The organism is Bathymodiolus platifrons methanotrophic gill symbiont (assembly GCF_002189065.1).
In the GTDB taxonomy this organism is placed as follows: Bacteria; Pseudomonadota; Gammaproteobacteria; order Methylococcales; family Methylomonadaceae; genus Methyloprofundus.
Genome location: NZ_BDMN01000134.1, coordinates 1 through 20,725 on the forward strand (window position 1 = coordinate 1; position 20,725 = coordinate 20,725).

Genomic DNA, 20,725 nt, shown 5'->3' on the forward strand with positions numbered 1-20,725 from the left:
GTCGCCTTCACCTTTCATTAAGTTGTTTAACTTTTGAATGGTGGTAACAATAATTTTATTGTCTTCTTTATCAAGGTTACGCTTTAGCCCTGCGGTATTCTCTGAACCATTAACGCTATCGGGTGAAAAACGTTGGTATTCTTTCATGGTTTGAAAATCTAAATCTTTACGATCCACCACAAAAAATACTTTATCAATAAAATCCAGCTCAGTCGCTAAACGTGCCGCTTTAAAGCTGGTTAAGGTTTTACCTGAGCCGGTGGTATGCCAGATATAGCCACCACTATCAGGCGTACCCCATTTTTTCGCTTGATAGGCGCTGTTTATTTTCCAAAGAATTCGTTCGGTCGCAGCAATTTGATAAGGGCGCATCGCTAACAAAGTATCGTTATCATCAAACACAGAATAATGTAGCAACACATTTAACAAGGTCTGTTTTTGAAAAAAAGTAGCGGTGAAATCTTTTAAATCTTTAATCAATTCGTTATTTGATTTTGCCCAATTCATGGTGAAATCAAAGCTATTTTTATTACGCTGGGTGGTATTGGCGAAATAGCGACTATCTGTACCGTTAGAAATCACGAATATCTGTAAATACTTAAACAGTGAGTTGTCAGCGTTTAAACTTTCTTTGCTGTAACGGTGAACTTGATTAAAGGCCTCACGAATAGCGATACCGCGTTTTTTTAGCTCTATTTGTACCAAAGGTAGCCCATTGACCAAAACCGTCACATCGTAGCGATTAGCCTGCGTACCTGCTTGTTCGAACTGCTTAATAACTTGTACTTTATTGCGTGCAATGTTTTTTTTATCTAATAGGTATATGTTTTGGATATTCCCATCATCAAACACAAAGTCATAGATAAAATCGTCATGTATTTTACGTGTTTTATCAATGCTATTATCACTAGGCTTATCTAAATATTGCTCAACAAAGCGCAGCCATTCCTCATCTAAAAACTGTACTTTATTTAGCGTTTGCAACTGCCTGCGAACATTCGCCAGCATTTTTTCAGGGTTGTTTAAACCGGGAATATACTCATATCCTTGGTTTTTTAAATCCGTAATAAATTCACGCTCTAAATCGGACTCGCTTTGATAAGATTCATTAACTTGCGAACACTTGGTGTATTTATCCAAGATGATAAAATTATTTGATTCAGCAATGGCTTTATAATCGTTCATACCGTTGTTTCAGATTTTGGAAAGCTTAACAGCAAATCTCGATAATATTCATATTGCTGCTGGCGCAATTTAATTTCACGTGGCAAACCGTCGGTGATTGAGTGCGTTAGTGCATCAAATTTATCTAATATATCGACGATACGCGTTTGTTCGGCAGGGCATAGGATGGGGATTTTTATTTTTTTAAAACGTGCTTTGGATATGTTGAATCGAGTCACTCCGTTAGCAGTTCTCGAAATTTTTGTACGCATAAAACTACTGCGAAATAAGTACTTTGAGAAATCAGGAATAAAACGAATATCGTCATTAAATCTAATTCCGAACGAAAAACTATTCAGGTAAACATCGTCTTTTTGCTCTATTGTAACTGCTGACGACATACCAGCTTCTTCAGCATTTTCAGACGAGCCAGTGAATAACACATCGCCATATTGAACAGAGTTTTGTTTTTCGGAAGCGGAGACACTGACAAGTTCAAGACTGTCAAAGTCAACATCTATGTTAAAGAAAATGTTTTTATATGGGACATAACGAGCATTACCACTTTCAAAATCATTTTTGCTTTTCCCCCTTAGACCTCCATAAATTTCCGCTATGTCCTCCAACGCCTTCCATTCCACTTCCCCATCTTCAAAGGTTAAGAGTTTGTCGCGATAGTAGTTGTATTGTTTTTCCCGTGCTGTAAGTTCAGCTGTAAGTTCAGCTGTAAGTTCAGCTGTATGCGTCGTGAATGTGTCCAAAGGTTCCGTTTGAAATAACAAACAGCTGCAAATATTTAAACAGTGAGTTATCTGTATTCAAACTTTCTTTGCTGTAACGGTGCACTTGATTAAAGGCTTCACGGATAGCGACACCGCGTTTTTTTAGCTCTATCTGAACCAAAGGTAAACCGTTAACTAAAACCGTCACATCGTAGCGATTAGCCTGCGTACCTGTTTGTTCAAACTGCTTAATCACCTGCACTTTATTGCGTGCAATGTTTTTTTTATCTAATAGGTATATGTTTTGGATATGCCCATCATCAAAAACAAAGTCATAGATAAAGTCGTCATGGATTTTACGCGTTTTATCAATGCTATTATCACTAGGCTTATCTAAATATTGCTCAACAAAGCGCTGCCATTCCTCCTCTAAAAACTGTACTTTATTTAGCGATTGCAACTGCACGCGAACATTAGCCAGCATTTTTTCAGGGTTGTTTAAACTTGGTAGATATTCATAACCTTGGTTTACTAAATCAGTGATAAACTCCCGTTCTAAATCAGACTCGCTTTGATAGGACTCATTAACCTGCGAACACTTGGTGTATTTATCCAAGATGATAAAGTTATTCGATTCAGCAATGGCTTTATAATCGGTCATACCGTTGTCTCAGTTTCTGGAAAGCTCAACAGTAAATCGCGATAATATTCATATTGCTGTTGGCGCAACTTTTTTTCACGAGGCAAACCTTCGCTGATCGAGTTCGTTAAGGCATCGAATTTATCTAAGATGCTGACGATCCTGGTTTGTTCGGCTAAGGGGGGTATGGGGATTTTCTTTTTAGAATAATTGCTAATCCACTGACGTTTATGGTCGCCATAAATCAGTTCACTAGGCAATGTATTTAGCCAATGAAAAACATATTTCAATAAGACATCCGGTTTACCTTTTGATGTAATCATCTTCATCGCTGATGATTTGGCTTTAAAATCAAAGTCTACCCATTTGTTTGCGGTTGTGAAATCATCAAAAATAATAACAGGATTTTCTTGTGCGTTATAAATGCCATCTATTTCATTTGTATACCCCAAAATAAAGGTCTTGCCAGCTGTCAAAACTGGAGTATTAAATTCATTATTATATACATTTGACTTTACAAGATATTTAGTTGGCTGCTCATACTCTGCCACTTCACCCAACGCCTTCCATTCCACGTCCCCGTCTTCAAAGGTTAATAGTTGGTCGCGATAGTAGTTGTATTGTTTTTCCCGTGCTGTAAGTTCAGCTGTAAGTTCAGCTGTAAGTTCAGCTGTATGCGTAGTGAATGTGTCCAAGATGCGAACGATTTCAGTTTGGATGCTTAGGGGAGGGATGGGGAAACCCCACCTTTTCAATTCTGACATTTGTACACTTGGAAAGCTTGATGTATTTATTGATTGTTTTGCCTTTCCCGCTAGGATAAAAAAGTAATAAAAAACAAATTTAATATCTAACGATTCACAAAAATCACTCTTTACAGTGAGATTTGTGAATTGTTGATTACTCAGATAGTCAACTGTCACAAGGGCATGCTCACCAATTGTGGCTGTCGTCGACATAATGATTGAATTTGCAGGAAATAATTTTCCTTTTATCCCATTTTTATGTGCATGCTGAATTGCATCACTTAAGATATTTCCATTGGTTCTTAAGTCTTCCATTCTAAACCATGGGATATCCCCATCTATCCAGTATTCAGGTTTATTTTTGCTTGGAGTATAGCCATTCTTTAAAGTAAAAACTTCTGAAACTTCTCTCCATTTAACCTCAACACCATCCAGCAGTTTTTCTATAAAACGCACATCACTCATTCTTTATCCCCTCCCTCAATCTCCGCCACAATGACATCAATATCAGTGCGTAACTGTTCAATCTTGGAAACTGTCGTTTTTAGTTCTGCATTCAGTTGGGTAATATCAATTTTTTCGCGTGTGTCTTCAGCTTCTACATAAGCACTGACCGATAGATTATAGTCATTGTCGGCTATAACATTGTGTTCTACCAATTGAGCGAAATAGTCGGCATTATTTTTATCATCAAACGCATCTACAATTTGCTTGATATGTTCTTCGGTGAGGGTATTAGTATTGGTTTCTTTTTTAAACAATCCACTGGCATCAATAAACTGGGTTGTGTTCTCAGTTTTATGTTTGGAAAGCACTAAGATGTTAACCGCAATGGTGGTGCCAAAAAACAGGTTGGGTGCTAAAGAAATAACGGTTTCTACATAGTTGTTATCGACTAGATATTTACGGATCTTTTGCTCGGCTCCACCACGATAAAAAATCCCCGGAAAGCAAACAATCGCCGCACGGCCTTTGCTGGATAAATAATTTAAGGAATGCAATACAAAAGCAAAATCAGCTTTGGATTTTGGGGCTAATACGCCTGCAGGCGCAAAACGTTCATCGTTAATCAGTGTGGGGTCTCCGCTGCCAACCCATTTTACTGAGTAGGGAGGGTTAGAGACAATGGCATCAAAGGGTTTATCATCCCAAAATTTATGCTCAGTTAGAGTGTTACCTAACATCATATTAAACTTGTCGTAGTTAATGTTGTGCAAGAACATATTCATACGCGCTAGGTTATAGGTGGTGTGGTTTATTTCTTGACCAAAAAAACCGTCTTCAATAATATGCGCATCAAAGTGTTTTTTTGCTTGTAATAATAAGGATCCAGAACCTGCGGCAGGGTCATAAATTTTATTGACCGTTGTTTGCTTGTGCATCGCCAGTTGAGCAATCAACTTGGCCACGCATTGTGGCGTGAAAAATTCACCCCCTGATTTACCTGCATTAGCGGCATAGTTAGAAATTAAAAATTCGTAGGCATCGCCAAATAAATCTATTTGGTTGTCTTGGAACTTACCAAACCCTAGCCCCTTAACACCATTCAGTACGGCAGCTAAGCGATTGTTCTTATCGGCAACAGTATTACCTAAACGATTACTGGTCGTGTCAAAATCAGCGAACAATCCTTTGATGTCAGGTTCAGAAGGGTAGCCATTGGCTGAACTTTCAATAGCGGAGAATATCGAGGCTAAATCGGTGTTTAGGTTATCGTTAGTATTGGCATTATCGGCTGTGTTGGAAAACAGTTGGCTGGGGTAGATGAAATAGCCTTTGGTTTTAATGGCATCGTCTTTGATTGCTGCAATGCGAGTATCATCATCGGAAAAAACATCGTAATGAACACTACCATCACCAGCTTCAATGTAACTGGCAAAGTTTTCACTTATAAACCGATAGAACAAAGCACCTAATACGTACTGCTTAAAATCCCAACCATCGACTGACCCACGAACCTCATTCGCAATTTTCCAAATTTGGCTTTGTAGTTCGCTACGTTGTTGTGTACTTGTCATGGTGATATACCTGTTTTAATTATGTTTTAAAGCTCGACTTAAAAATATGACCCAGATAAGACAAAAGAGACTATTGAAAAATAGCTATAAATTACAGCTAAACTTGCTATGTCTTGGTTGTATGGGTTAAGGTTATTGGCAATAAAACCTGATATTTCCTCTTTCAGGTTTAGAAACAAGCCCTGAACTTTTAAAGTTTAGGGCTTAAAGGCAAAAAAAAACCCAAGCATTTTTAAGTACTTGGGTTTTTTGCCTTTTATAAAGGTTGTGTATGAGTGATTCAAACACTCACCACAGCTTGAAAGTAAGAGACACACTCTTGCTATCAAACGGACGTTAATTATATCTTAATTAGCTTCTCATTTGTTAAGCATTTCAAGTTTTTTCTCTCTCCTTTCAAGCTCAGCCCCTATTTTGGACTCAAGATGTTTTGGAATAGGTCAGGACAGTGTTGCCAATCAAGGACTTTGCTAAGGCAACCCATAAGGCATTTTTTGTATAAAGTAGAAGTCGCAAGCTTATAGCCGTTTTGATTGCGAGATTTGAATTTTATAATGCAAAAAGTGGCGCGTTTGGAGCAGGGGCGGATATGTAACATATCTGGTAACGCGCAGGGCGTAACGGTAGTGAAAGGGGCTTAAAAACTCAAGTAACTCGATCCCAAGATACACAGAAACTCAAGCCTATATTATCTGTTTTTTTAAAGCAGTCGTGGGAGGGGGGGGCTGTGAAAGGGGATTCGTAGGCCTGCCTTAGGGGCTAAATGGCTGTACCATCTATCTCTTTCTTCTTTTCAAAAATACAATTTATTATTATTGATGCGCGGAGCGCGGTTTAAGAGAAATCATATTGCTGTGATTGACAGTGATTGTGGGGAATCTGTTGGCTAGTGTTGGTAAGGGGTGGATAACGTGTTTTTGTTATCCATGCTTTATCAATACGTCCCGTAGGGAGCCAATAGATTCCCCACATGAACGGGATATCTCAGAATTTGCAGAATGCGCCCTACAGGGACTAAATTTAGGAATGCGCGCGTTCCTAAAATGGTTCAATGGGTTTTGTCTTCCAGAGAGGCATTAAGGGGAAGCCCTTTTAGACCTTAATTTTTGGAGAGTCTCAGTCCTTAGAGAAAGTAACTTTCTCACGCGTATATCCGTCAAATGTGGAATCCCCTATTTTGGGCGAGGCTGATATTTCAACACTTGAATCCGAGTACTCTGAATAGGATTCTTCATTAGAGCTCTGAGACTCTAATCTCTTCGGTAGCATGGCGCGCCTGTTTCTTTTCTAAGTGGCTTAATATCGCTTTTAAGCCACTTTAACAGCTTACCCTAATAAAACTTACAGGGTCGCCTCTCGAAGACCCTGTAAGTCCGCTTTAAAAGCCTTATTCCAAAACACCTCTTAAACCAACACTCAAACCCTACAGGGGTTCCTCCGTGATTCTGTCGCAAAAGAACAAATGGGTAGTGGGTTAAATCTGTTATTTCACTTAAATAATTAGGAGAAGTAAAAGGTTTACATCATAATTCCTCGAATGAAATGTTATAAAGAAGTAAGTTGCCCAAATTGTCGCTGTAGCACTATCATGAAATCAGATAAAAATAAAAACTATAGATTCTCAGATAAATAACTTCTACACTCGCTTAAAATCAGGGAAACGGAGCCTAAGCGGAGTGATGATATTTAGTCCCTGGTAGGCGACAGGGCAATTCGCTGATCCGAAGTGCGCTAGTAGCGCGCGAGGGAGGCAAGAATTGCATTCCGAATAGCCGTCCAGCCTTTGAGGTAGTCTTAACGGAGCAGGGTTTTGTGCGTAGTTGAGACGGACGCAGGGCGACCAGGGCATCTCCCATTCGCTGCGTAGGCGAATGAATGTTGGTGACAGGAGTCCCAGAATGTTGTGAGGTAGCATGGCGCGCCTGGTCCTTATGTCTTGCCGTCGTTTTGTTCTGTGCCTGTTGGTATCGATAGCCTCTTTTTCCAGTATTACGCGCTACCTCTCGGCTAACGGTGGTGTGGCTGCGACCAATTTCCAAAGGATGTCATTATTTACGAGGCTTTCTTTTATGTCAGGTATGGCGTTTCGTATCTCGATCTTGAAGGAATTAATGTCTACTTTCATTGACGCTTACTTTGAAATTGAGAAAATCATCCATTGCCTCAATCATCGTCCAAACATGCCATCCGTGGGACCGTGCAACTCTAGCGTGGTCATCATTTATCACGATACAGTTCTTAGACTTCGGCCAAGCTAACTCTAATTCAGCAATAATTTCGTCAGAACCTCCCAGCATCTCATAAGCAACAACAGGCTTTATGCAACGATCATGTTCACATTTAGCTAACAATCCATGTAATGCAGCATCTGCAAATTTAAAGACTTCTCTCCAATTGTCCTGTTTTAACTGCCCCTGGTTTCTTCTAAGATTATTAATCGTCACCATATCTTCATGGTGAACAAATAAATGCCCATGATGAGCCTGTTTACGGTGACAGTCTATACAAAGTGCCTGCAAGTTATATAAATTGTTATTTGTTTTTACGCCACTCTTATGATGTGTATGTAGTAAGTGTTTGTTTTTTGATAAATCAACTGCACAGTACTCACAAGAGTAATTTTTACTAGCTCGATATTTTGCTGAAATAATTTTCCAGTCATCAGTATAGGATCCATCATCTTCACCGGAAACGCGAGAAGGCAAGCTTGCAAAGAAAGAACTGTAAGTAGCAAAAAATTCTGAAATACTGAATTTGTTAAAAACATCCAGGTTACAACTATAATTTTTATAATTCAATGATTTTAAACAATTTTTACAAACTTGAAGTTCTACTTTTACTGACTTTTTTTCCATTCCTGTAATAGAAAATTGATTACTAAAATCATTCGTCATTACATATCGCTCAAATGTCCCATCGCCTCTTTTTTTCTGTAAAGTAGAACAGTCTGCCACATGAAATTTACGACGTTTTTTGATATCATAAAGAGCATCTTCAATACTCCAACCATGATCTTCAATATATAGCAATACTTGTTGATCAACACCTCGCTCATCAATAAAACGCAACAGTCCTTGGGTACTACCAATTTCGTTTAAATCAATTTCCTTCTTAATTGGGGCCCATTCTTCTCTGGAAAGACCATGACTTGCATTAGGTGAAGAGATCATATTCTCCTTAACAATTGTCGCTCCCATCTCTTTAGCACAAGCAAATAAATCAGAAAAATCAACCTTGATTTTCACAATTAGACTCCTTCAATAATTTGCCTTATTTGAGTTTCTGCATTAGTAATTACTCTAAAGGTAACTCGGCGGGATCGCTCGTGGTTTTCAACCCCATTCTCCATGACCACTTTAGATGAAGAAAAACCAACTGCAGAAATATGTTTTTTAACCCAATCCTTATTATTCCTAATACTCTTTAACAAATACACATACTGTAAAACAGAGCGTGTTCGTCCCTGAGACAACCACATGTTTTTAAAATACGCAGCATCAACTGTTGTTCCACTATTCCAAATGCTACTGGTATGCCCTTCAATACGTGCCTCATCAATAGAATCAGAAAACTTTAATAACACATTAAGATAGCGTGGAAAAAAATCATTTAAGATAGCTTTAAACTGAGGTCGAATAGCAATATCACCGCTAGCAAATAAAACATCTGGCGACGTAAAAACAAAAGATAAAGTATCTTTATCAATATCAGCTCCCCATTTATCCAAATCTTGTTCAAATTCTTCCATCAATCCATCATATATAGCTCCCTGATTCTTTTGGTAAGCCAACGCAATGTATTTAATTTTATCTTTTTCAATCTGAACCTTATCCCGTTCTAAAAAAGCATTCCGCATTAAAGCAATAGAAATAAATAAAAAAACCATCATCAAACCTGACATCAAATCAGAGACAGAAAGCCATTGTACTTCTTCATCACCGTGTGATTTTCTTTTTAAAAAAGAAGATTTATTCTGACTCATTTAACGTCCCTTCTTATCAATAATATCTGACATTTCATTCACTAACTTGCTATAATCTTTAGTGAATTTCTGTGCAATTGATGATAAAGCTCGCCCCATCTCATTCATCACGTTAGTAATTTGTTCGGCGGTTGCATCCTCAATGTTTTTTATTTGTTCATCAACTGCATTACCTGTATTACCCACTGCATTTTTCATTTCTTCTTCTAACGCTTTAAATGTTTTCCCTACCTCTCGTGTTTGTGCCTGAAATATTTCTTCTAAAACATTTTCAAATTGTTTCTGCATACGCTCAACACTATCAACAACAATCTTCTGAACGTGCGAAATATCAGCTATTGTTTGTTTATTAGCATCCTGCAAAGTTGAACTTAACGCTTTAGACTCATTAGCCATTTTTGCAGCCATATCACGTACATTAGCATTTAGCTCCGTTACAGTGCTATGAAAATGATCACGAATAACTCCTGTTTGCTTACCAATTTCGTCAGAAGTCCCCGTTAACCTTTCGTTAGTTTCCTTAACCGATTTAGTAAAGTCCGCGGTACTTTCAACAAACCCAACTTTAACCGTATCAACTGCTTTTCCAATATCATTCACAATAACTTTCACTTGTTTATGTATCACAGGTACAGCTTCAATGGCATGATCTCGCATCTCTTTAAAAGCACCTAAATGCCCACCTAATGTTTCTACTTGCTCTTGGTTAACTTGCATAACCTCTTGCAGGTTTTTCATGGTTTCATTTATCTGAGACGATTTATCACTAATATTAGCTACAGAGGTTTCTGTTTGTTTAATAGCAGAAACCCCTAAAGTATATTGCTTAACCATCTCATCAACTTGCTGGCCATATTTTCCCTGCCAAACCACTAACTTTTTCACTGATTCATCCAGTGCTTTAAAGTTATCCCCAAACTGCTCTATCAAATTATTATTAAATGACGTAATTACATCGTTTAAAGCCTTGATGACTTCCTCTGTAGCTGATTTAGCAATTGTATCGGCAACATCCTGCAATCTAATCCATAACTTATCAGAAAATTGTTGGAAAGTTTGCTGTTGTTTAGTACTCACTGTCTGAATAATTGCTAAGCGTTCGTCCATCGTCTTCGAAGTTTTATGATTATCATTCATATCACCACGCAACAACTTCACCTGGCTGACTAAAGTATCATCTTCTCCTCCAACAATAGCACGCTTTAAATCCGTCAATAATCCTTGCTGTACCAGTGAAGACTCAAGCATCAATCGTCCCTGATCATTAATTGCTCGATACAAATCTTCTGCTCCAACATCTTGTAAATCAATTCTTTCATCTTTCACAAACAAAGGAATTGCCTCTAACAACTTAAAAATAATTGATGCAGCCATCCCTACTAAACTAGTTATAAATGCTGTCTTAAGCCCCGCTAATAATGAACCGATACTTCCATCAATATCTTCTGCATTAAAATCCAGTAAACCAATCACAATCCCTATAAAAGTCCCTAAAATACCTAACGAGGTTAATAAGGTTGCCGAATAGTTAACATAAGAAGGAAATTTCCCTGTTTTTCGAAACCAGATAGCAAACAATAAACTGACAATAATAAGCCAGAAAAAAACCTCTGTAATAAACCCTGGGGTAGTTCCTTTTAATAATGATTCCAAAAGTGTAGACATATACTTTGACCTTATATTTTTTTAGCAATTATGTATTTTAAACCAGCCCTCTCTCACTCGCGGACGTTCTGGTTGGTGAATTTATTTGCGCCTTCTATGGATAAAGCGCTGGTAGTATGTGAACTGGTTCTGTCGCCTCTGAAAATCCTGGAAACGTAGCTTTAGCGAAGTGAAGATTTTTAGTCCGTATTAGCTGTAGAGCTGGGCGTTTTCTCGATGTTTTTTTTTATGCCTAAATTTAGCGGTAATGGGCTGTGAAGCGTGCCCATTTTCAAGCCGTTTTATGAGCCGGGAAATACGCTCGTTTAAGCCACAAAACGGGGGTTCTTCATTGCCTCCTTGGCTTGCATGACAGGAAGGTGGTTTATAAGCGCGCTTCATGTTCGATCGGTAAGTTGGCGAGAGTGGACAATTTCCTCACGTTCATCCTGGAAACTTAAGGCTGCAACCTGCGTAACATCTTGCCATTGGCGGGGATCTTACTTTTGCAAGTTTGTGCGTTGTTAGCCACTCCTAAAGATGCTTATTTTTGTCGGTCAATAATATTCTTCACTGTTGATGCGTGCCATTTGCCACCGCGCCTAGTTTTTACGCCTAGTTTATTTAATTCATTAGCCACATTCCCCATTGATAAACCTTTAATCCGATACCCATCGATAATGTCGCTTACGGTTCTAGCGAAGTCACTGGCTAGCTTCTTGTTTATTGCATTGCTCTTTAGCCGTGCTTCATTTAAATTTGTTTGATTACCTAGTTGAACCCCTCGCGCCTTTAATATTTGTAGAGCCGCCTTTGTTCTAGTGCTAATCAACTCCCGTTCCTTTTCGGATAGAGCCGCGTATAGGTGGAGCATAAAAGGGTCTGCGTCTCTTCCAAGTTGTGCTGCAATGAATGGGGTTTTATTTGCCATTAGCGATGATATAAAAGCAACATCGCGACCTAGTCGGTCTAACTTATTCACAATGATATAAGCTGATTCTTTTTTAGCGCAATTTAATGCTTGAGATAATACAGGGCGTTTCTCTAAAGCATCAAACCCTTTTCCACTTTCCACCTCGGATAATATCTTGATTAACTCGATACCCTCATTTTTACAGAATTCCTTTATATCCGATTCTTGAACCTTTAGACCTAATCCACTTCTTCCTTGTTCAGAGGTTGATACTCTTACGTAACCGATTGCTTTCTTAACCATGAATTCACCTTTTTATTACCATTATACAAACTACAAACGAACGTATATAATATGTATAACTAACTAAAAGTATGTTTATCAAAGCATTTATGCTCATACAGAGAGAGATGTGAAGTCATTGAATTAAGTGTCCAGGTTGATCACTCACCATTCGCTTATTTTTAAGCAATTCAAGCTTTTCAGAAGTTCCCTAGCTTGAGAACCAAGAAGTACAGGGGAAATCATTTTTAGTCGGCAGGTTATTGTGTTGATACCGTAGGTATGGATGCAAAAATGATAAGCAAGGCGGGCATCCCTGCCCAAGCAACAGGCGCGCCATAATTCATTCGTCTACGCAGCGTCCGTCTCAATTACGCACAAAACCATCAGTGTTTCCATTGAAAGCAACAATAGCTAAGAAACTTAGAGAGTATGCCTTATTTTAGAGGCGGTATGCGATTATCTTATCCTACTCCCAGATTTTTAATCAATCCTAAAAATTCTTCGCAGGATAAGCACATGGAAAAACAACAAAAAACCTAAAATAAAGCTTGCAATTACGAAAAACATTTTTTTATAATTTTCCGTTTTATAAACCTTATAATCGGAAACTCTCATGTACGAATCCCAGACACTGAATGCCTTTATTTTTGATCACTGCAATAAGAGCATGGACAATGCCGTATCAGCAGAACGTTACCCTTTGTGGAAGCGAGCATGCCCAGGACTAAACGATATTGGCTTTATTCGTCTTGGGATGTTACGTTGCATCAGTTTGGTGGATAGTGGTCGCCATTTTTTACAACATTGTCAATTATCGCGATCCCGAAACAAAAAAACTTCACCGCTTTATAACGACCTTACCTGGCTCAATCAACCCTGGAACGATTGCCATGCTGTACTTCAAGCGCTGGACGATTGAGAAAGCATTCAATAACAGTAAAAGTAATTTGAAAGAAACAAAAGCATGGTCTTCTGATAATAACTCACTCAAGAACCAGATGCGGCTGACAGCAATGAGCTACAACTTATTACGCACGGTCGAAGAGCTTTCTAAAATACAAGATCCAGAGTTGATTCACCCTTCTGATAAAAAGTACACCGAAGATCTTGAGAAAAGACAGCAAGCAGCCAAAAAAAGGGGAGGATTTGTGAATCCATTATTTTTTAATGAAAGAATCGCACGTATAAGCTCATATACTATTCGGGCTGTTCAAAACGCAATAATGACAGGAAAGTCGCTGACTAGCTTTATCAATGCGCTTGTTGCTAAATTAGTTACGAGGGTGAATCAGATAGGGGAACACTGATGCACAAAACAGTGCTTCGTTAAGACTACCTCAATGGCTGGACGGCCCTACGACTATAATTCAAGCCCTTTAAAGGCCCTTACCACCACTACTAAATTTTGTTCGCCTATAGGTTCAGGAAATACATACCCCGTCTGCATGTCGTAAACCATGCCATAACCCTTATGAAAATATGCTGATGACCAGTAAAACCCCTCCTTCATCAGGTGAACCCCAGAGATATGCAAATTATGATAAATTGCATTTAGCTCCGTGTTATTAGGAAGTCTCCAATCACTAAAACCACCCTCTGTAATGGTAAGAACGTACTGCTTAGAATCCGCTAAATTCCCAATGAAACCCTCCACAAAAGCCATCTCTACACCAGAAACACCATCAGCATTTAAATGGATAATAATGCCTCCAGCGGGACCTAAATCCCCATTTCCATGGTGGGATAAACATGGGCTCCACTGGGGTGTGTCTGATGCCTTACCGCATATTTTAAGCGTGCCAGAAAACTTATCATCAGAAGACACCGGAGGTTTAACAACTCTAGAAGCAGTATCCATCACTATAGTTTCAGCCACACCCTGAACATATTCTATGAATGAAGTATTTCCCTGTTGGTTAATTTCATTATTGGATATATGTTGAGATACCTCTTTTAGATCCTGTAGTTTTTCATTCGGTATATAAGGGACATTCGGTATATAAGGGACATAAGCAAATGACGAAGAAGAAATCAACAATAACGAAAATTTAAATATATTTCTCATATTTGTATACTTTATATAAGTAGGTTTTATTAGAATTTGTGAATTGGCCACACCTGAGCGCTATTTTTCAGATTCGGATTTAGATCCTTATTTAATTTTAAGGTAGCTCCAGATGAAAGATCAACGACAAAGGCTTTAGTGGGAAGAGCCTCAGTAGACGACCAAACTATATCCGTCACATTGTTCTTCGGGGCAATATCCGTAAGCGCCAATCTACGCTGCATCATGACAAGAGTCACCCTTGCGGGTATAAACCAACCTTCATAACCATTTATTTTATGATTAGAAACCAGGTCTATCATAGTAGGCACCGGCTTGCCCACTTTACTATCACACTTAATTGATTTAAGTATAGAGTTATTGGCAAGACCTTCATAAGGCAGTTCACCATTTGCTCCACTAAGATTATTCGGTTCACAAGACCACGTGGCAGTCCCAAGAACTAATTTAGAAGCCTCTAATCCATGATACCCGCCTGGATCTGTGTAAAACACAAAGCCACCATGAGGCCCGACATCACCAAAGGAATAACTACGTTCACATGCTACCCACTGAGGTTTGGATTGATCCTTACACAACCGGAGATACTGTACTGTTTCACTGTACACCGGTGCAGGAATAATACGGGGAGAGGTTATTAGATCCTCTCTAAAAGACTGAAGACCAGGAATAAGGATAGTCAAACGATCATGATTCGCCTCAATCAGCTTTGTATTTATTTTAACTTGAACCTTCGACTTGTGAAGATCGGACTGATTAATAGACTTTGAACTATGAACCTGAGATGACATCCCAACCATTAAAAGTAAAACCAAACCGTTTAATCTAAAGTTTTTCATTGTTTTTCCTGTGATGTATATTATTTAGAAATTCCTGATAGGCCACACTCTATATTTTTCACCCTTAAGGTGAGCCTTTGGTTCTCCATCATTGGAGTCAATTCCATCCGCATACAGGGAATCAGACTCTGTTGAACTCCAATATAAGCGATGCGTTTTATCTTTCTTAGGTTGTAATTCGTCATACATTAACTTTAGCTCATCAATAGACGGAAGATACCAATCTGAATAACCATTGATACTAAAATTGGTCGCCATCTCAGCTGCCATGGCATGACCAGAAATTTTATCGCATTTGGCCTGTAAAATTCTATCAGAATTAGATTTGCCTGTGCCAATAGACGACTGAGTAGAACCAACATACGAATCAAGACAACCCCACTCAGCAAGGGCAATTCCCCACAAAAAACTTCCAGCATCAGTAGGGGCTATTTCCAAGCCATGCTTACCATCATCAGACACGTAAAAAACTATCCCACCAGCCTGACCCATGCCACCTATTTTATAAGTTGAACAGTCACCCCACTGTAACTTCATGTCGCTATCACAGTACCTTAACATTAAGTGGGTGTCACGCTCCGATATGGGAGGTATCTCCGGTAAAAAGTTTTTCATCTTTTTAATTTTAATATTTTGGTTATGAAGCAAATCCTCCATCATTTTAATAAGAGAAAGGTTAGCTTTAGCTTTAATAGTAACTGCGGCCGATCTGCGCACATTATCCGCATGAAGATCAAATTTGCTAATATCCTTAGAAACAGAAGGTGCAGAGTAAAAACCACCAGAGGTCAACAAGGCGGTAAGACAAATCAATCTATTGTATTTTTTCATAAATTTATATTAAAAATAATAACCACGTCCTATGGGCGTGGATAGGTTCGTAGACTCTAGACGGACGAATATTAGATGTTTAGGCGCGCCATGCTACGCTACCTCGAAATGTCTCTACGGCTCATCTGGATAAAACTTTGGCCTCCCGAGCGCGCTATCGCGCACTTCGGATTGGCAAATTCCCCTTCGCCTACCACAGACTATTAATCCATCCAGGATTAACAGCGGAGGTGAGTAGTTACCACAAAAGTTAATCATAAATACTTACCTGAAGTTTCCCAATAATTATTTATGGTAAAATTGAAACTATGCTACAACTATATGAAAAAAATAGTCTTTTCATTCATTTCAAATGCTATTGCCTAAGGGGAATTAAGTAGGGTTTTGCTATAAACATGGCAAAACCACCTAAAATAAAACTCGATACACCAGCATTGTGTATTTCAGCTACTCAATAATTGGGAAACTTCAGATACTTACTTTAAGGCGTTTTTAAAAACCACCCTAGAAAGAACGAACAGGTCTAACAAAACTTTTTAGATGCTTTGTGCCACCAGAAATATCATTCACCATATATTTCCCCCCGACATACTCCTGATAAGAAAGTCTATTATTATGAGCTTTATAATGGTCTCTGCCCACCTTATCTTCTGATGAACTCCAATAAAAATCATACTCCATTTCAAGCAAGCCCTTATCTTTAAGGTTCACACGTAAGGAGTGTAACTCATCATGAGATGGTAGATACCAGTCATCAAAGCCACCATACTTAAAATTATCTGCTACGTCAGCTGCGGTGGGGCCACCTAATGTAGAAACACACTCATCTATAATCATGCGAGTATTCATGCTCCCACCTCCAAGACCCATTTCTTCACTGCCAATGGCATCAATTTTATAGCACCCCCACTCAAATTCCGATTCACCACCAACAACAGCATCTATTGGTGACACTTCTAAACCATGAGAACCATTCTTAGAAACAAAGAAAACTTTTCCACCGGCAGGACCAGTATCTCCTACACTGTAGAGGCAGTCCCCCTCCGAAAAATTTGTATCATTGGGGCAATCGAAAACCTGATTACCCAGATACTCATTAAAATCAAAATCTGCATTAGCACTTTGAGTACACACCAAAGCTAATGCTGAAACTAATACCGCAGGTTTAAATCTATTTTTCATTTTTCACACCACTTATATAATTTTTAGTTAAATTCAACAGACGCTAAAAATACTGGAAACGGAACTTTTATAGCTAAGTGAATATTTTAGTCCGTGTTAGCTGTAGGTCTGGGCGTTTTTTTGCGTAGAAAAAAGGCAAAGCATTCCGGTCCAGCATCAAGCTCTTTGAGTTCCTAAAAGTATGGACTCCTCAGATATGGACTAAAAGTCAATTGCTATTCAATGATTATACCTCCTAAAATAGCTACGTTAAGACTATTTATTTCCTTTTATCATTCAACAATACTCTTCACTGTTGATACGTACCATTTGTCACCGCACCTAGTTTATTCATTCTTTAACCACGCATCCCCTTGGCAATCCTAACAATTCGACACTCACTAGAGGGGTATGGATACACTGATAGAGGGAGTTAAAAAAACAAGTGTATTTTTAACATCGCCATCAACACAGCTAATTACTATTAACAAGACCTTATTTATAGATAATAATGTTAAAAAAGGCTGTAAAAAAACATATCTCATGCTATGGTTAATAAAACCCATGTTAAAAAAGTAAGCAAATGAAAATAGGTTACGCCCGAGTTTCAACATCTTCTCAAGATACATCACTACAAATAGACACGCTTAATGCAGCTGGTTGCGAAATAATTTATGAGGAAAAAGCACCACCACATAAACGACCATTTATGTGACAGTACTTTGATAGTGTTATATGCGTCGCATTACTTAGGAACATAGTAAAACTGTGAATCAAATGTAGCTTAATAAATACCCTGTACAAAAATTATACAATATAACCCTATCCTATATGCATCGTGGCCTTCAGTCAGTTACTCAAAAGTAGCACACACTTTTATCAACAGTTCTTGTGAGTAACTACGATATAAGAATTGTTGCTCACAATTTACGCATAGTAATGTCACAGGGTTATTTATCTCTGCATGGAGTGATACATACGTCTTAATGTGAGTTATCAAGATAATAAAGCCTCACTAATAGTAATTGTTAAATGCGGATTGAACGGAAATCAAGTATTCATTAGGGCAGGTAAAATAGGGGTTATAACTTTTACATGATGGGTAAAGGGTAGGTGAACAACTGGCGTGTTCACTCTAAATATGTGATGATTTTATGATGTGATTAATAGTTACACTTTCATAGAATAACAATTACGGGTGATAAAGTGGCATTAGTAACAATGACCGAGGCATCACGATTAATCGGAAAATCGAAGCAGACTTTATACCGACATGTCTCATCTGGTAGGGTATCGAGGAATAGTGATGGTTTTCTTGATACTGCGGAATTAATCCGTGTGTACGGTGAACTGAAACAAAATACAACGTCAAAGGTTACAAAAACATCCGTGCCAGTGGTGCAGGTTGAGAGGTCTCATATAGAATGGCTTGAGAAACAGGTCGATGGGCTTAGGGACGATATAAAACAAGTTAGAGACGATTCCCTAGCTCGTGAAATTCGATTAATGGCATTACTTGAACATAAAATTGATACGACACAAAGCGAAACATCATCAGATAAACCAGTTATTAGAGGGGTGTTCTCAAAGTTATTTAAGTGATGTATTGTGTGTCACAATGAAGTGTAAGAGTCCCTACTTTTGCGAAAGCTCATTTTGGGCATCCCAGCCCAAGTTCGCGGCAAAAGCTTAACGGGACTAGTTATAATCTTCGATGCCCCCTGCGTCCATCACGATTTCGTACAACCTAGCTAACCTGAGTTCGGGATAAGAAAAGTGGGCAACCTTCTATAAAACCTGAAAAAATATAAGCAACCAAGAATATATTTATTTCAAAAGGCTGCCCATTGATGAGTTTAACCCAATTAAATCGACATCCTCCTTGTTCTCAAACTCCCGTTTCTTGTGTAGAGAGCTCTCCAAGATAATTAAATGCTTGTTAATCCTCGTGATCTGCTCCGCCCTTCTAAAAGCTGAAAAATCTGAATAATCCGAATCATCCACTAATTGCTTAAGGAGCAAAAGGATCAAGCTGATCATCCCAGCCATTATCGCTTTCACCCGATCGTTGAACAAAACATCCTCATTAGATGCAACAATATCCAGACCCTTTGTAAGAGCCTCGGACGCGGCAATAAAATCATCAGACAATGAAAAACTAGACATTAGAGAGTACCTCACAAGTTGGTTCATCCCAAAAAATTAGGGACGCTTTAAGCCATGGGATTTAAAACGTCCCTAAGCGAGTCTCAGCCCTTAGAGAAAGTTACGTTCCCCCTCCCCCCACACACATATCCGCCATTTCTGGAATACCTTATTTTAGAAAACAGGGGGAATCTGACTCTGTTTTCTTAGCATCTCAATCCTTGTCACGGGAAGCTAAACATTGTTTATTGTTTTTACACCTCTAAGACCACATTAGGTTATTCTTTAGCAAAGCCCTACAAGTGAGGCTTAGAGGCGATACAAGGCGGGGACTATACCCTGTGGCTTAAATAAGTTTAGGTCTCGTAAGGCGACTCTAAGCCCTTTTAGTGCGTGCTTGTGTAATACCTCCTATCGCGTTGCTCTTCCTATGCCCAACCATAAAACAAAATGACAGAGTGCTAATTTTATATCGGCATCCCCCCTTGATTGTTCTTTTCAGCTTCACACCTCGGGGGCATAAAATAAGTCCTCCTTTTATGCTTCACACCCAACCCCTTTAAAACTCTTTTTACAGCCATCTGGTTAGATCTGTTATTTTTTATATTTTTAGGTAACGCCTTAATTATTTGGGAGTTAGTCATTTTAATTGTTCTGTTCTTAAGTGCCTCCCCCGTTGTTTCGTCAATAAAATGAAACACATTCCAAATAATATCTTTTAACGCTCTATCCTCAGGGTTGCTAAGTGATTCCTGCTGTAAGGCCTCTTCTTCGCTCTTAAGCCACCACTGCGCGCCACTGGTGTACTCCTGCCACACAAACGCCCACAAGTCCGTGTAATCAAATTTAGCGTCACGGGGGTAATCTAACCTGCTTTTAGTAAAAATGGGCAGGAATCTTCTATTCCAAGTCGTTCCTTTGGGGGGATGTTCCCTATTGACAGTGGCAAAACAAGACACATGCCTACGTATAGTCATAGGTTTCCTCGCATAGCGAAACCTTATTTCATCCTCCTCTTTCGACAAGAAGCCGTTTAACTCTGATTGCTCGCTTTTCGCGTCAAGCTCTACAAGCTCTGGGATCCAGCACCTAAGAACATTAAGCATGGAGCCCCTGTCTTTTAGGTCTAACCGAACAGCGTCTTTTGTGTATTTATGAAGCTCCTCAGGGAGTAAGCTCCTGACAAAAGAAGTTTTATGCAGTCCTTGTCCCCCACACATCATCAGCACGCTTTCAAACTTAGGGATGGCATCAGGATGTTTGCCCCCATGTTTTGCCATATCAGCGGCAGCACAGCACTGTATTAGCCACCTATACAAGGCGATCTTAACCCACTCCTTATTATCCACAGGCAAAAGGTCGACAAGCTCATGGACTGGGTTGTTTGTCTTTGTGCGTGTAATGCCCGCAAGCCAATCTCTCACTGGATTAATAACATTGCTCTCAATGATGGTATCTAGTTGATCATCAACAATACCCTTACTGATTTTGTACGTCCTACATTTATCTTTCATAAATGCAATCAAGGAGTTCCGATCATTCCCATCTAGTCCTGGAACGCCTTTAATTA

The 20,725-nt window shown here is 38.9% G+C and carries 18 protein-coding genes and 2 pseudogenes; 4 read left to right on the forward strand and 16 right to left on the reverse strand.

The genetic code is table 11. The features are described 5' to 3' along the window. The 10 genes and pseudogenes from CDZ78_RS08500 to CDZ78_RS08545 form a co-directional block, all read right to left on the reverse strand. On the reverse strand, window positions 1–1,185 hold a 1,185-nt coding region (locus CDZ78_RS08500), incomplete at its 3' end, for an HsdR family type I site-specific deoxyribonuclease (RefSeq protein WP_140413941.1). After that, window positions 1,182–1,925, reverse strand: a complete 744-nt coding sequence (locus CDZ78_RS08505) for a restriction endonuclease subunit S (protein WP_087869636.1) — start codon at window positions 1,923–1,925, stop codon at window positions 1,182–1,184. The genes CDZ78_RS08500 and CDZ78_RS08505, both read right to left, overlap by 4 nt. 1 nt (window position 1,926) lies before the next feature. Then, window positions 1,927–2,547: pseudogene (locus tag CDZ78_RS08510) on the reverse strand (type I restriction endonuclease); the annotation flags it as partial. Continuing rightward, on the reverse strand, window positions 2,544–3,737 hold the full coding sequence (locus tag CDZ78_RS08515; RefSeq protein ID WP_373862459.1) for a restriction endonuclease subunit S: 1,194 nt from the start codon (window positions 3,735–3,737) through the stop codon (window positions 2,544–2,546). The pseudogene CDZ78_RS08510 and the gene CDZ78_RS08515, both read right to left, overlap by 4 nt. Beyond that, complete coding sequence (locus CDZ78_RS08520) at window positions 3,734–5,290, reverse strand: type I restriction-modification system subunit M (protein ID WP_087869637.1); 1,557 nt, start codon at window positions 5,288–5,290, stop codon at window positions 3,734–3,736. Before CDZ78_RS08520 ends, CDZ78_RS08515 begins: the two co-directional genes overlap by 4 nt. A 1,667-nt stretch (window positions 5,291–6,957) precedes the next feature. Beyond that, entirely contained in the window at window positions 6,958–7,329 is a 372-nt protein-coding gene (locus CDZ78_RS21145) for a hypothetical protein (protein WP_140413942.1), read from the reverse strand. 69 nt (window positions 7,330–7,398) lie between these two features. Continuing rightward, entirely contained in the window at window positions 7,399–8,535 is a 1,137-nt protein-coding gene (locus CDZ78_RS08525; RefSeq protein WP_087869638.1) for an HNH endonuclease, read from the reverse strand. 2 nt (window positions 8,536–8,537) lie between these two features. Further along, window positions 8,538–9,272 (reverse strand): OmpA family protein, encoded by a 735-nt coding sequence (locus tag CDZ78_RS08530; protein ID WP_087869639.1) that lies wholly within the window; start codon window positions 9,270–9,272, stop codon window positions 8,538–8,540. Next, window positions 9,273–10,937, reverse strand: a complete 1,665-nt coding sequence (locus CDZ78_RS08535) for a methyl-accepting chemotaxis protein (protein WP_087869640.1) — start codon at window positions 10,935–10,937, stop codon at window positions 9,273–9,275. A 523-nt stretch (window positions 10,938–11,460) separates the two neighbouring features. After that, window positions 11,461–12,132 (reverse strand): recombinase family protein, encoded by a 672-nt coding sequence (locus CDZ78_RS08545; RefSeq protein ID WP_087869642.1) that lies wholly within the window; start codon window positions 12,130–12,132, stop codon window positions 11,461–11,463. Between the two features lie 595 nt (window positions 12,133–12,727). Here CDZ78_RS08545 and CDZ78_RS21155 point away from each other — a divergent pair. Further along, the gene (locus CDZ78_RS21155; RefSeq protein ID WP_140413943.1) at window positions 12,728–13,033 is read left to right on the forward strand and encodes a hypothetical protein; all 306 of its coding nucleotides are present in this window, start codon (window positions 12,728–12,730) and stop codon (window positions 13,031–13,033) included. Then, the gene (locus tag CDZ78_RS08550; RefSeq protein ID WP_373862460.1) at window positions 13,005–13,421 is read left to right on the forward strand and encodes a hypothetical protein; all 417 of its coding nucleotides are present in this window, start codon (window positions 13,005–13,007) and stop codon (window positions 13,419–13,421) included. The genes CDZ78_RS21155 and CDZ78_RS08550 overlap by 29 nt, the downstream gene beginning before the upstream one ends. A gap of 53 nt (window positions 13,422–13,474) precedes the next feature. Here CDZ78_RS08550 and CDZ78_RS08555 read toward each other — a convergent pair whose 3' ends face one another. The 4 genes from CDZ78_RS08555 to CDZ78_RS08570 all read right to left on the reverse strand — a co-directional run bounded on the left by CDZ78_RS08555 (window position 13,475) and on the right by CDZ78_RS08570 (window position 17,031). After that, window positions 13,475–14,230: an Lcl C-terminal domain-containing protein gene (locus tag CDZ78_RS08555; RefSeq protein ID WP_140413945.1), complete on the reverse strand. Its 756-nt coding sequence runs from the start codon at window positions 14,228–14,230 to the stop codon at window positions 13,475–13,477. Further along, a complete protein-coding gene (locus tag CDZ78_RS08560; protein ID WP_140413946.1) occupies window positions 14,209–14,970 on the reverse strand; it encodes a hypothetical protein in 762 nt (253 codons plus the stop codon). The genes CDZ78_RS08555 and CDZ78_RS08560 overlap by 22 nt, the downstream gene beginning before the upstream one ends. A 72-nt stretch (window positions 14,971–15,042) precedes the next feature. After that, the gene (locus tag CDZ78_RS08565) at window positions 15,043–15,849 is read right to left on the reverse strand and encodes an Lcl domain-containing protein (protein ID WP_087869646.1); all 807 of its coding nucleotides are present in this window, start codon (window positions 15,847–15,849) and stop codon (window positions 15,043–15,045) included. 504 nt (window positions 15,850–16,353) lie between these two features. Beyond that, window positions 16,354–17,031 carry an Lcl C-terminal domain-containing protein gene (locus CDZ78_RS08570; RefSeq protein WP_087869647.1) on the reverse strand — a complete coding sequence of 226 codons (678 nt, stop codon included), beginning with the start codon at window positions 17,029–17,031 and terminating at the stop codon, window positions 16,354–16,356. Between the two features lie 562 nt (window positions 17,032–17,593). On the opposite strand from CDZ78_RS08570, the pseudogene CDZ78_RS08575 reads away from it, so the two are divergent. After that, window positions 17,594–17,713, forward strand: a pseudogene (locus tag CDZ78_RS08575) (recombinase family protein); the annotation flags it as partial. Window positions 17,714–18,216: 503 nt separating this feature from the next. Further along, on the forward strand, window positions 18,217–18,612 hold the full coding sequence (locus CDZ78_RS08580; protein ID WP_140413948.1) for a hypothetical protein: 396 nt from the start codon (window positions 18,217–18,219) through the stop codon (window positions 18,610–18,612). Window positions 18,613–18,837: 225 nt separating this feature from the next. On the opposite strand, the gene CDZ78_RS08585 is transcribed toward CDZ78_RS08580, so the two are convergent. Together CDZ78_RS08585 and CDZ78_RS08590 are read right to left on the reverse strand one after the other, a co-directional pair. Further along, window positions 18,838–19,176 carry a hypothetical protein gene (locus CDZ78_RS08585; RefSeq protein WP_087869649.1) on the reverse strand — a complete coding sequence of 113 codons (339 nt, stop codon included), beginning with the start codon at window positions 19,174–19,176 and terminating at the stop codon, window positions 18,838–18,840. Window positions 19,177–19,622: 446 nt separating this feature from the next. After that, window positions 19,623–20,725: VapE domain-containing protein (locus CDZ78_RS08590; RefSeq protein ID WP_211200762.1), on the reverse strand; the 1,103-nt coding region annotated here is incomplete at its 5' end.